At 58.3% G+C, this 12,833-nt stretch carries 9 protein-coding genes; 2 read left to right on the top strand and 7 right to left on the bottom strand.

The features are described 5' to 3' along the window. The first annotated feature begins 334 nt into the window (after positions 1–334). The gene (locus tag IPM39_14100; GenBank protein MBK8987189.1) at positions 335–2,182 is read left to right on the top strand and encodes an RNB domain-containing ribonuclease; all 1,848 of its coding nucleotides are present in this window, start codon (positions 335–337) and stop codon (positions 2,180–2,182) included. 12 nt (positions 2,183–2,194) lie between these two features. Here the strand turns inward: IPM39_14100 and IPM39_14095 are convergent, their stop codons facing one another. Continuing rightward, positions 2,195–3,094 (bottom strand): CAP domain-containing protein, encoded by a 900-nt coding sequence (locus tag IPM39_14095; GenBank protein MBK8987188.1) that lies wholly within the window; start codon positions 3,092–3,094, stop codon positions 2,195–2,197. A gap of 24 nt (positions 3,095–3,118) precedes the next feature. Here IPM39_14095 and IPM39_14090 point away from each other — a divergent pair, with 24 nt between their 5' ends. Beyond that, a complete protein-coding gene (locus IPM39_14090) occupies positions 3,119–4,018 on the top strand; it encodes a hypothetical protein (protein MBK8987187.1) in 900 nt (299 codons plus the stop codon). Positions 4,019–4,631: 613 nt separating this feature from the next. Here the strand turns inward: IPM39_14090 and IPM39_14085 are convergent. The 6 genes from IPM39_14085 to IPM39_14060 form a co-directional block, all read right to left on the bottom strand. Then, positions 4,632–7,556 (bottom strand): right-handed parallel beta-helix repeat-containing protein, encoded by a 2,925-nt coding sequence (locus IPM39_14085; protein MBK8987186.1) that lies wholly within the window; start codon positions 7,554–7,556, stop codon positions 4,632–4,634. A gap of 28 nt (positions 7,557–7,584) precedes the next feature. Continuing rightward, complete coding sequence (locus tag IPM39_14080) at positions 7,585–8,241, bottom strand: hypothetical protein (GenBank protein ID MBK8987185.1); 657 nt, start codon at positions 8,239–8,241, stop codon at positions 7,585–7,587. Between the two features lie 66 nt (positions 8,242–8,307). After that, positions 8,308–9,315 carry a glycosyltransferase family 4 protein gene (locus IPM39_14075; GenBank protein ID MBK8987184.1) on the bottom strand — a complete coding sequence of 336 codons (1,008 nt, stop codon included), beginning with the start codon at positions 9,313–9,315 and terminating at the stop codon, positions 8,308–8,310. Positions 9,316–9,601: 286 nt separating this feature from the next. After that, on the bottom strand, positions 9,602–9,946 hold the full coding sequence (locus IPM39_14070) for a Rieske 2Fe-2S domain-containing protein (protein ID MBK8987183.1): 345 nt from the start codon (positions 9,944–9,946) through the stop codon (positions 9,602–9,604). Between the two features lie 42 nt (positions 9,947–9,988). Beyond that, entirely contained in the window at positions 9,989–11,647 is a 1,659-nt protein-coding gene (locus tag IPM39_14065) for a helicase-associated domain-containing protein (protein ID MBK8987182.1), read from the bottom strand. A 161-nt stretch (positions 11,648–11,808) separates the two neighbouring features. Further along, on the bottom strand, positions 11,809–12,714 hold the full coding sequence (locus IPM39_14060; protein ID MBK8987181.1) for a diacylglycerol kinase family lipid kinase: 906 nt from the start codon (positions 12,712–12,714) through the stop codon (positions 11,809–11,811). Positions 12,715–12,833 lie beyond the last annotated feature (119 nt).

Genomic DNA, 12,833 nt, shown 5'->3' with positions numbered 1-12,833 from the left:
ATCCTCCTTAACTGTCTTTCGTCAAGCGTCGAATTTCACAAGAACTGGCCTGCGAAAAAACGAATCTTGCCAGCAAAATACGCCCATTCAGAGCCAAATTATATGACATAACCCATTATACATAAAATAATTGGCAGGTTCATCATACCATGCCCCTCCTGAGTCAGTCAAGATGGAGTGCATAAGGGAAAAATGTCATTGTGCGATCTGGACCCTGTGAGTATTCTGGAACCCCCAGGGTCTAAATTGGTTCGCCACAGGCAACTCCCTTACAATAGTCAACCGTGACGCACTTTGGTCGCGCCACATCTTATGGCTACACGAGGTTAACACGATGCCCGACACGACACTATCCGCCGCCGATTTACCGCTTAATAGTCTGGTGCTGTACAAAAATCAGGCGGCGCGCTTGAGTAAAATCAACGAGAAAAAGGTGGAGATTACCCTGGCCGACGGCCGTACCCTCAGCGTGCGCCCCAAAGACATAGACCTGCTCCATCCTGGCCCCATCGCCAACCTGGCCAACCTCACACCGCCGGTTGGCGATGTGGCTACCGCCTGGGACTTGCTCCAGGACAGTGTCAGCAGCCTACCAGAGCTGGCTGAATTGGTATTTGCCGATTACACCCCCATCACCGCCTGGGCTGCCTGGCAGTTAGTGGCCGATGGTCTCTACTTCAGCGGTTCCATCGCGGCCATCACCGTTCACACCCCGGAGCAAACCGCCGCTGAACAGGCCGCCCGCGCCGCCAAAGCCGCCGAAGAAAAGGCATGGTCAGATTTTCTGACCCGGTTGGGCAAGGGTGAGGTGGCGGCAGGGGACGGCCGTTATCTGCAAGAACCCGCTGCGCTGGCCCAGGGGCAAACCCAGCGCAGTCTGGCCCTGCGCGCCCTCGGCCAGCCAGAAACGCCAGAAGCCGCCCACGCCCTGCTGCTGCGCGTCGGTTATTGGGACGAAAGCCACAACCCGTATCCCGCCCGCGCCGGGCTGCCCACCACCTCGCCGGACCTGCCCGTGCCGCCGCTGCCGGAAGAGGAACGGCGCGACCTGACCCACCTGCCGGCCTTTGCCATTGACGACGAAGGCAACCAGGACCCCGACGACGCCCTGAGCTGGGAAAACGGCCGTCTGTGGGTACACGTGGCCGATGTGGCCGCGCTGGTCGCGCCCGACAGCCTGCTGGACCTGGAAGCCCGCGCCCGCGGCGCCAACCTGTATCTGCCCGAAGGGACCATCACCATGCTGCCGCCAGTGGCGACCCATTGGCTGGGGTTGGGGCTGGCTGAACTGTCGCCCGCCCTGTCATTTGGGCTGGACCTGGGGCCAGACGGTTCGGTGACGAATTTGGAGATTGTGCCCAGTTGGGTCCACGTGACGCGCCTGACCTATGAGGAGGTAGACGGCCGTCTAACCGAAGAGCCGTTCAAAACTTTATACGAAATCGCGCAGCGGGCCGAACAGCGCCGCCGCGAAAACGGCGCGATAGAGATTGATCTGCCGGAAGTGCGGCTGCGGGTTGACGAGGCCGGCAAGGTGAGCATACGGCCGTTGCCCAATCTGCGCAGCCGCGACCTGGTGCGCGACGCCATGCTGCTGGCCGGTGAAGCCATCGCCCGTTTTGCCTTCGCCCACAACATCCCGCTGCCCTATACCATTCAGGAGCCGCCAACCGAGCCGCTGCCGCCAGCCGGCACCACCGCCGAATTTTTCGCCCGCCGCCGCCTGATGCGCCCCAGCCAGGCCAGCAGCGTGCCCGGCGCCCACACCGGCCTGGGTCTGGGCATGTACGCCCAGGCCACCAGCCCCCTGCGTCGCTATCTGGACATGGTGGTCCACCAGCAGGTGCGCGCCTTTGTTACGGGCGAACCCCTGCTGGATGCGCAGGAGGTGATGGCCCGCGTGGGCGCAGCCGACGCCGTATCTGGCGATGCGCGCCGCGCCGAGCGGCTGGCTAACCGCCACTGGACGCTGGTTTATCTGCGGCAAAACCCAGGCTGGCAGGGAGAAGGTGTTCTTGTCGAGAAGCGGGGACACAAAGATGTGGTCTTGCTGCCCGACCTGGACCTGGACACGCGGTTGGTTGTGAAGGGAGAACGGCCGTTAGACAGCCGAATCACCGTCGCCGTCAGCGAAGTAGACCTGGTGAACCTGGAGGCGCACTTTCGGGTGGTGGGAAGTTGAGCCAACGGCCGTTTACTGGTACAAGCCACACGGCTCCGCACTGAAAAAGCGCACCGAACTGCCGCCCAATTCACTTTCCAGGCTAAATTGGCACAAGTACAGCTTTTCTGTTTCCACTGGCGCTAAAGTGGCACGGCGACCAAAGTTCACCGTCCAGTAATGGGTCCAATCGCTGCCGGGCAGCCGGATATAACCCACGCCAAAGTCTTGCACAAAGCCATTCAGAATCATCGCCCGGTGGACAGGGCTGTTCAGCCACCAATCCATCATCGCCGCCGGGTCGCCGCCAAAACCCCAGCCGATAATTTCACCCCAATAGTTCCAATCGTAACACGCTTCGCGCATCCGGACGGCGGCCGTGCTGCCATCGGAGCCGGTATGGGCGGTGAAGTGGTTTTCGGCCATGTCCAGGCTGTGGCGGCGCGATGATTGTTCCAATTCATGGGTCTGGGCCAGGGCGGGCAAGCCGTTGTCGCCGCGCTGCTGGTTGATGCTGCCGCGGATGGTGGCTTCGTTGGCGGCGCTGCCGGGTGGGATTTCCGGCCACGGCAGGCAGGCGGGGGCTGGCGTGGGCGTAGGGGTTTCTGTGGGCGTGGGCGAGGGGTCTTTGGCGATGGCCGGTAGATAATTTCTGGGTTCCAGGGTGATCAGCGGATCTATCGTCGGTGTTGCGGTTATCGTTGGGGTTAGGGTTACGGTTGGCGTTAACGTGACCGTTGACGTCACCGTGACAGTCGGCGTTATTGTCACCGTTGATGTCATGGTTAACGTTGGTGATGGTGTGGTGGGTAGCGCCGGAATGCGCTCGCTGCTTTGGCCCAGTGTGGTTTGCGACAGGCTAAAAATAGCCCAGATCACTCCCAGGACCAGGAGGCTTATCACCCAAATTTTCTGACGCTGATTGGCAACCATAGCGAATTCCTGACGGTATGAGATTTGCCGAGTTGGCGAACGGCCGTTGCCAATTTTGCCATAAGGTGGGGAAGGCGACAACGGCCGTATGAATCTGCCCGCCTACAGCGCTTGACCATCTGGGTAATCCCGTTATCATTTGCTGATGCAACGCAACAACAACAGGCAGGCACAGACATGACGGCCGTTACCATTGACGACGTCATTCACGATCTGAGCAGCATTATTGATGCGTCCTGGCAGCAAAACAGTCGCCTGGGCTTCTTTCCGGCCATGTACCGCAAAGTGACGGTGCGGATTAAGGAAGGGGTGGAAAACGGCCGTTTCCAAAACCCCCCTCTCATGGAACACCTGGACGTGGTGTTTGCCAATCGCTACATTGAGGCATACTGGCAGTATCGCCAGGGGCAGCAGCCCACCCGCGCCTGGGCCTACACCTTCGACCGCGCCCAAGACCCTCATCCCTCGGTGCTGCATCACCTTCTGTTGGGCATGAACGCCCACATCAACCTGGACCTGGGCATTGCCGCCGCGCAGGTGTGCCACGATTGTCCACTAGATAATCTCCAGAGTGATTTTTTTGCGGTGAACCAGGTATTGGCCGGCCTGCTGGACGAGGTTCAGGAAGGCGTCAATCAATCCTCCCGCCTGTTTCGTTTGGTAGACAGCCTGGGCGGGCAGGCCGACGAGACCCTGGGCAATTTTAGCCTACGGCGCGCCCGTCAGTCTGCCTGGGAGAAGGCCCAGGCGCTGCACCCGCTGCCCCTAGAAGCTTACCCCACTCTCATTAACCACTATGACCGCGCCACGCTCCGGCTGGCCCAACTGATCTGCCCCCCTGTTTCCATCAGTCAGGTGTTTACGGCCGTTGCCAGCCCCGCCCGTCTTCCCGAACCCCGCGACATCATAGATACCCTCGTCTAGCAGGTTGTCAGGGAACTCAAGATAAGTACACGAATTGAACGGATAGGACGGATTTTCACAGACAAATCGGCATGGTTCATCGAGCGAAACATCTTCTTTACAAATTTACGCTGAATTGTCATTCCTTCGGCGTTGCTCAGGACAAGGTCTGAGCAGAGTCTTCGGCCCTGAGCAACGTCGAACGGGGAAGCATCCCGCTCCCAGCAGAGGAAGGGGATGCTTCGGGGGATGCTTCGGCAAGCTCAGCACAGGCTCTCAGCATGACGCGCTTTCTTGCCAAATTTGTAAAGCACATATCGCCTGGAATGAACCATGCAGATAAATCGTATCTTCTCAGTATTTCGGGGTCAATCGGTGGGCAAAGGGATAAAAGCCGGGTTTACCCGGCGTTGTTTTGTAGACCGGCGCTTTAGCGCTAGTCGTCGCCGGTTGTCCGCTGCACCTGGAGCTAAAGCCCCAGGCTAAAAAACGACGCCCCGTAAACGAGGCTAGAGACGACCCTGACAGCAGCGACAAACCTCCCGGAGTCTCCCCTGTTTATTACAAAATCCGTGTCATCCATGTATCAATTTTTACTTTTCCGACAGGCTGCCAGCCCGGCGACCATCAGGCGTTAATGTTTGCTCAAGATAGGTAAAAACGTAAAGTAGGTTGGCGGTACGCCTATAACCGTGGGCGTACTCGTCACCGTGGGCGTACTCGTCGCCGTAGGTGTGCCGGTTGCGGTGGGGGTGTTCGTCACGGTAGCTGTATTCGTTGCTGTAGCCGTATTGGTTGGCGTAGCTGTATTCGTTGCTGTAACCGTATTGGTTGGCGTAGCTGTGTTGGTTGGTGTCGCTGTGTTGGTTGCTGTGGGTGTGTTGGTCGGCGTCGCTGTGCTGGTTGCTGTGGCTGTGTTGGTCGGCGTCGCTGTGCTGGTTGCTGTGGCTGTGGTAGTGGCAGTCGGCGTACTGGTTGCTGTGGAAGTGGCCGTACTGGTCGCCGTGGGCGTATTTGTCATCGTTGGGGTGTTGGTTGGCGTAGGAAGGGCAAGAACCGCCACATTGCGGGCAAACTCAGACGTATTGCCTGCGCTGTCGGTGGTGTGGGCGGTAAGAATCGCGCCGGCATCAATGCCACTGATGGCGATGGCAAAACTGCCACTGCCGTTGGCTGCGCCCTGCGCCAGATAGGTTTTGCCCTCGCCAAAATTATCACCACCGGGGTTGTCCACCACTGTTTTGTCCGAGATAAACAGTTCCACCAGACAGCCGGCGCATGTATTGCCCACCACCTGCGCCGTTGTCGCCGACGTGATCTGTGGGAAAGCAACGCCCTCATTGGGATAATATGTCAGGCCATCGTCGCAAACACTGGAACGCAGTCGGATGCCTCTGGCGGCATTATCGTACAGGCTGTTCTGGCTGAACGTATTGTAATATGTCTGGCATGTGCCGTAAGTCAGATACCCCTTGTCCACGTCCAGGTAGATGCCGTACTCTGGATGGTAAGCGATGGTATTATGGGTCACACGGTTATTCTGGCTGCCAGCAGTCATATAGACGCCGCTCAGACCTTTATTTCTCGCTGGCATGGAACCGTTGGGTAGGGCGAGCAGGCCATTTTCGGCGCCGGGCACAGGCACTACGTCTAGCGGCCCCAGGCCGGTGGGCGCGGCGCCAATAAAGTTATCGTACAAATCGTTGTTGAACACGGTATAAAACCGCACGCCATCCCCGCCATTACCCACAATAACATTGCGATAAACGAAATTGGCGTTTACGTTATCTTCAAAGGTGATGCCGCGGTCGCGGTTGGGGATTGCCGCTGTGCCGCCAGGATTCAGGCCAATAAAATTGCCGACAAAGTGGTTGCCCTGCGTTGTAAATTCGTGGGATATTTCGATGCCATCACGGCCGTTGCCGCTGATAACATTGCGTTCGCCCGGATTCAGACCGCCTATCTGGTTGTTGGCCGCACCTTCGGCCACATCTACCCCATCGGCCACATTGAACAAAGCAACGGCGCCGGTTTGTTTGAGGCCAATATAATTGTTAACAACAACATTGAAGTCCGCCAACTCCAGGTCCAGCCCATCTTGATCGTTGCCGGAGATGATGTTGCGCGCCGCCGGATTCGCGTCGCCAACCTGGTTGTTGTTCGCCCCCAATTGAATGCGCAAGCCATCCCCTTCAATACCGCCAATAGATTGGGTAAATGTATTGGCAGCATTGGTTCCAATGAAATTGCCGGCGATGGTATTGTGGTGGGCGCGTGTGCCCAGCACCTGAATCTGGCGGTGCCAATTATAGACAGCCAATCCCTTGACAAGATTGTTGGGCGAAAGAATATGCAGCCCAAACACATAGGCAGCACTGACGCCGCGTATCTCTATCTTGATGACGGCGTCCCCGGTGAGCCACTGCGTGTTAGCCGAGGCGCTGCACTGGCTGTAGCCATCAATGGTCAGGCTGGCGTTGTCGTAGGCGTCAATGGTGAGCGTGCTGCCTGGATAGATGGTCACCAGGTTAGGGCAAGAACCATTGGCGTTGCGAATGTCGAACTGGATGGTGTCCGGGCCGGGCCGGGCGTTGGCCTCTTGAATGGCCGCCCGCAGGGTGCAGGTCCCAACGGCCGTCAGGCAAATGCCATCGCCAGGAGTCTGGTCGCTTTGGTCCAGGGCCGAGTTGACGGTAAAAATGGCTTCCGGCGACAGGCCGCCGGCCGCAATATCCGGCGGCGAACCGACCGACTGCCCCCAGGCAGCCAGAATGGTTTGCACATCGGCGGTGTTCAGGCAGCCGCTGGCGTTGACGTCGTAATGGGCCACGTTGGGATGAAAGCAGCGGCCGTTGCGCAGCGAATCGCGCCAGACATCCACCACCAGATAGGCGTCGGCATCGTTGACCACCTGATTGCCAGACAAATCCAGGGCAGCGACAGGCGCAGCCGCCGCGTCCAGGTCGGCTTGATAGCGCTGGCTGGCGAACAGAGCGCGGCCAGACGTGTCTACCAACAAAATTTCGGCCAGGTCGAGGGTTAACTGCTCCTGGCCGCGCGCAACAAATTCAAAAGTGGCTAATTCCAACCGGCCCGACGCGCCGTTGGCGCTGCGGGGTGCATCCTGGTAAGCGGCAGCGGCGCAGTCGGCCACCGGGCACGTAGCCACGCCCAGGATGAGACCCTCGGCCAGACGCACATGGCCCAGGCTGAATAGTTCTCGTCCGCTGGACAGAGCGGGATCAGGCACGGCCGTTCGCAGCGCCAGGCGCGCCGGATCATAGGCCAGGGTTACTTCATAGCCCCCCAGGTTTGCAACGTTTTCGACCATTAGTTGAACAGTGACGTTTTGCCCGGCAACGGCCGTAGCCGGCGCTTCCAGCCAGACCCGAGGCGCTGTCTTCTGCCTGGTGGCGGCCTCTGCGCTGACCGAGGTGACGATTTCGACAACCTCGTCTTGTTGTACCGCCAGGGCCGGGCGACCAAATCCCCAGACAATCATAACGGTAACGATTAAAGCCAGAACAACAAATCTTTGCAGTTTCAGGCCAGAAAACATGACACACCTTCGTTTAAGAGACCAGACTTCACCTGAGGACTCTGGCTTTCTCGATAACCTCGCGCACGTCGGCCACCACCTGATCCAGCGGTTGGCTGGCAGCAATCACGCAGCCACAGCCGCACGTTTGCACCAGATTAAGATAGTTTTGCCGTAGTTCATTCATTTTTTCGACCGTCAATTCCTGCTTGCGGGTCTGCAAAACGGCCGTTGGCGCGTCCAACAACAAGACGACGTTGGGCATGGGCAGGAACCGCGCTGCCAGGCGCGCCCATCGCGGCGAACCGCCATACCGATAGCGCAGCGGGTCGGCTTGCACATCTAACAGCGAATGACGGTCGGCGATAACCAGGAACCCGCGCGCGCGACGCCCGTGAACATACACCACATACCCCACCAGCCAATCCAACCACATGGCCGCCAACTTCAGGACCGAGCGCCAAGAGCTATGAGGCGGCTTGTGATAATGTTCAATCTTTCCCTGGCGCACGGCCGTCGCCTGGCGATAAACAATACGCGGACGGCGGTGCAGAACAAACAAACCGGCGTAACCGGTGGGCGGCAGCGTCTCTGTCAATGCCTGGATCACACTGGATTTGCCGCTGCCATCCACGCCTAAAAAAGCAATCCAGGGACAAGAGGGAAACAGCCAGTTTTTCAGTTTACGCCATACTTTTATAAACATAACAACTTCGGTTCTCAGACCGGGCAAGTTTGCGGAAACTGCCAGGTTTTGACATAACTTTTCTTTCTAACCAACAGACAAATCGGCCACGCCGGCCGAAATCAGAGAATGGCGCAGCCGTTTTACCACGTCTGCCCAGTTGTAGGTCTGTTCCACTTGGACACGGGCTTGCTGGCCCAAGCGGCGGCGTAAATCAAAATCCGTCAGCAAACGGATGATTGCCACCGTCAGACTGTCCACATCTTCCCGCTCCACCAGCAGCCCTGAAAATTCATGCTCGATGATTTCTGCCATTGCCTCCCCCGTTACCCCAATGCACGGCAAGCCAAAACTCATGGCTTCCAACAAGACATCGCCCCACGTTTCCAGCCGCGAAGGCAGCACAAACAAATCGGCGGAAGCATACAGAGCAGCAATGGCCTGCCGATCCCAGGTGGGAGATATGATTTCTACGCCGCTATCGGAAAAATCGTTGGGGAGCGGATGGGTTGTAAGCATTTTTAGCCGCGCCCCAGGCGCCACCTGCCGCACCTGCATAAACGCCTGAAGCAAAATATCTCCACCTTTACGGTAAAACTCTTTGCCAATAAAGAGTATCGTGGGTGTGTCGGTGGGCTGGTAGGTGATAGGTGACGGCATCTGGGCAAAATTAACGCCGCCGCCAACGGCCGTCACTTTTTCCGGGGCAATGCCATAATCATGGATGATAGATTCGCGCACCAGGCTGCTGCGGGTGCAAATGTGGCTGGCTTTGCGAAAAGTGCTGCGTTCCAGGGTCAACCAATCCCGTCGCTGACGCTCGGAAAAAGGAGAACGGCCGGATAACGGCCGTTGCGCCGTCAGATATGCGGTGTAATCCACATAGATCACACTGGGAGGCGTATTCGCCCGCCAGCGCACATCAAACAAGACCCCTAACTGCACAATCAGGTCAACCTGTCCACGTAGCTGTTGAAAATGCCGGCTCGCCAACCAGGAACGCAGCCGAAACGCCGGCGCATTCTTATAAAACCGTTCCCGCCAATGCTGCCTATCTGGATGAAATGTTTGCGCAGCATTAAGATAGCGAAACATGCCAGACAAACTGGCGTCATATATTTCGACGAGCGGGAAAATTTCTTCCAGCGCTGAGAAGAAACATCCATATTTTGTTTTAGCGTTTAGGTCTTGTTGGATGTCCCCAATCAAAGCAGCAGCAACACGGGGCCTTCTCTCTTCCATTGCCTGTACTATACTATATATTGTAAGACAATGGTACTATACGCGACAAACAGCCACATATGCGGCGCTTCAGAGCCAGGACCCGCCCCGCACAACGCGCCACAGACTCACGCCCTGAATGCCGGAACGCCCACAAAAGCTACAGTTTTACTTTTATCTGCCCGGCTTCTTCTTTGGCAACGTAGCGTTTTAGCCGGACCATTTCATCTTCCGGCCACAGTGTGCGGCCAGTAGACACAGCAAAGCAGTAGCCGTGGTCGGGGCATTCCAGCTTGCCCCGGTAAAATTCGCCGCCAGACAAATCGGCGGCAGCGTGGGGGCAAATGCTGCTCACGGCGTGCGGCGTCCCCTGCCAACGCACCAGGATCACCTTTGTGCCGTTCAGGTCCACAGTAAGCATCTGGCCTTCGGGCAGTTCGGCAGCGGCAACGGCCGTATAAAATCCCGCCGCGTCCTTGTCCGCTTTCTTGTTAAATAGCTTCATAGCGATTGACCATTGGTCCTGAGCTTGCCGAAGGATTGATGATTAGAGAACACCGGCGTCATCTAGCAGCAGACCCAATTGGGCGGTGGCTTCGCGCAGGTTGGCCCAGTCGTTCCGGCGCACCATCACCGCCAGGTCGCCCAGGCTTTCGCCCAGAAACGGCCGTGTCTTGGGGTTGGCTCGCAGCGTTTCCAGAATACCCGCCTCGCGCACGCGCAGAATAACGGCCGTTTCCAGCCGCCCTTCCACCCCCCGTTCCGCCCAACGCGCCAGCGAACGCTTGACACTCATGGGTAACGGCCGTCCACTGGCCTCCGCCAGAAATTGCAAAATACGGTCGGCGACAATGCCTTGCTGCTGCGCCGCGGCCAATGTCGCCGGCGTCAGCCGGTACAGATACGGCTGCCCGGCCGCCACTGGTTCGGCTTCGCTGATGCGGGCCACCTGGAAGCGCTGGTAACGGTCCGCATTGTGCGGGACCAAAACGGTGGCGTCGGCCTGCACCACTAAAGGCACACGGACTTCATCGGCCGTCGGCGGCTGGCCTTGCAGCCAGCCCAGTCCCCGCGCCGTCAGGTGGAACAAATCGTCGCCATCAAAACCCGTTTCCGTCAGGCCCAGCCAGGCCAACGGCCCCCGCACCAAAAAGCGCAGCAGCCGCCCTTCTACCAAATCCCAATTGGCAAAGCTGGTCACATAGGCGTCACCCGCCAGGTCGCGCACGTACCAGGTGTCGTAGTTGCCGTCTGGCCGCTGAAAATCTGGGTCATCAAGTTTGATGTGGGCTACCAGGTCAGCCAGACGATACCAATCAGTGGTACGCGGCAGATGGTCCAACAAGGCAGCGCGGGCCAGGATGGGTTCGTTGCTCCAGCCTTCGCCTTCGCAGCGCAGCCCAGGTGTATGGCACAGGTCGTTCCAGATGGAGCTGCTCCACGCTTCGGCCATGTCGCGCAGTTGGGCTTCGCGGCTTTGCTTGAGCCAGTTGATGGCGGCGCGCGTCGGTCGCAGCACATTGTCTGCCTGCCGCAGCAGGCCCATTTCATCGGCCAGGGTCATCAGCAGCGAGAGGCGGTCGGGGTTGGCGTCGCCCAACAACGGCCGTATAGCGGCCAGGGTTTCTGGTCCCAGGCTGGTAGTTTGGGCAGCGGCCAGCAGCGTGGTCAGGTCGTCTACGGCATCGTGGACGGCCGTATTGACCAGTTTTGGCGCGGCTGCGGGCTGCAAGGAGATGGCGGGGGAAACGGCCGTGTCCGCCGCCTCTTTGCCACCCGCCTGCGGAAACTGGCCCAGCAGTTCCCCCGGCAAATAATAAAACTCAATCAGCCCTTCAGCCGTCTCGTCGAAGCCGCGAAACAAAAAACCACGATACCATAATGACTCGGCCGGGCTAACGGGGTCAAACCACGGTTCTTCGCGTTCCAAACGACCCGGCCCCATCAGGCGCACTTCGCCATGCGTCCGGCTGTAGGCCGCCACCGGGACCTGCCCACCGGCCTGGATCAATTCTTGCAGCGCCGCCGCCTCTTCGGGCGACAGATACAGCAATTCTTGTGGCATGTCCAACTGCGCCAACGCCTGGGCCAGCGTTCGGACACAGGCCGCCTTGTCCATGCCGGTCAGGTCCATCTCCCACCACTCGCCAATGACACGCAAAACGATTAAATCATGATCCTGAAGGGCTTGTTCTAAAGAACGCATACACTTCTCCATTGGAATATAGGTGTCCAGAGAAATCTTCGCGCAATTTGTAGAACGATTTTCCAAATCGTTCTTTGGGCGATTTGGAAAATCGCTCTACAACCGTAGGAAAAGGCTTTTCTGGACAGCTATAGCTATTTGATTCTCAGGCATGGTTCAGTTTACCCCACCACCTCTAGAGCGGCGGGAATGCTGGTGATGGTCACCTGGCGAACGTTGTCTTCAGGGTAGGCAAACATCTCGCCATCTATGTGCATGGGCGTCGGTTCCCGAAGCTGAATGGTAATGCGCCGGCTCTGGCGCATGGTAACGTGGCGGCTGTGGATGTGAGTCCCTTTAACCGCCTGCGTCAACATTTGCAGCATTGTCAACCGGCCAATGGGATTTACCAGACAACTGTCAATCAGGCCGTCATCCTGACGCGCATCGGGCGTTAGCAGAAAGCCGCCGCCGCTGCGCCGCCCAATGCCCAAAGCCAAAAATAATACTCGCTGAGCAGCAGCGTCGTCGTCGAAATGAATGTCCAGATGAGGCGTATGGTAGTAGAAGGCAATGCTGTGCAGCACAGCGAAAAAATACTTCATAAAGCCATGAACGCGGGTCATCTTGATGGTTTGCACCACCACACGGGCGTCGAAACCGACGCCGAAGTTGTTGCCGAAGTATCGGACACGGCCGTTATCCGCTTCAATGCGGGCCAGGTCTACCCACTTGCTTTGGCCGGAAAACAGGCGGGGCACGGCCGCTGCCCAATCTGCGGCCAGGCCGGCGCTAAAGGCAAAATCATTGCCCGAACCCAGTGGGATAACGCCCAACCTGGCTTGCGGGCTGCCAGAAGTATACAAGCCGTTGATGACTTCATGAACCGTGCCATCACCGCCGGCGGCCACCACCAGGCCAACCCCCGCCTCGGCCGCCAGGCGCGCCAGGTCCACCGCATGACCAGGACGCTGCGCCACAACAACCTCCAGGCCGCCAAGCGGCGCGGCCGCCTGAAGAATAGGAGCCTGGAAATGTCGGGCACGGCCGTTATCGGCCGCCGGATTTAGAATCACCTGTATTTGCACGCGGCCCTTGCTCTTTTCATAGTACCAATGGCCTATCACCGCCAGCCAAAAAATATATCCGATTGTGGCGTAGAATTGTACCCTGTTTCGTCGAGTGGCACAGACCACCCGCCGCAGCC

The sequence above is a fragment of the Candidatus Leptovillus gracilis genome, from assembly GCA_016716065.1.
GTDB classification, from domain to species: domain Bacteria; phylum Chloroflexota; class Anaerolineae; order Promineifilales; family Promineifilaceae; genus Leptovillus; species Leptovillus gracilis.
This window is presented reverse-complemented; position numbering and strand designations above follow the sequence as displayed.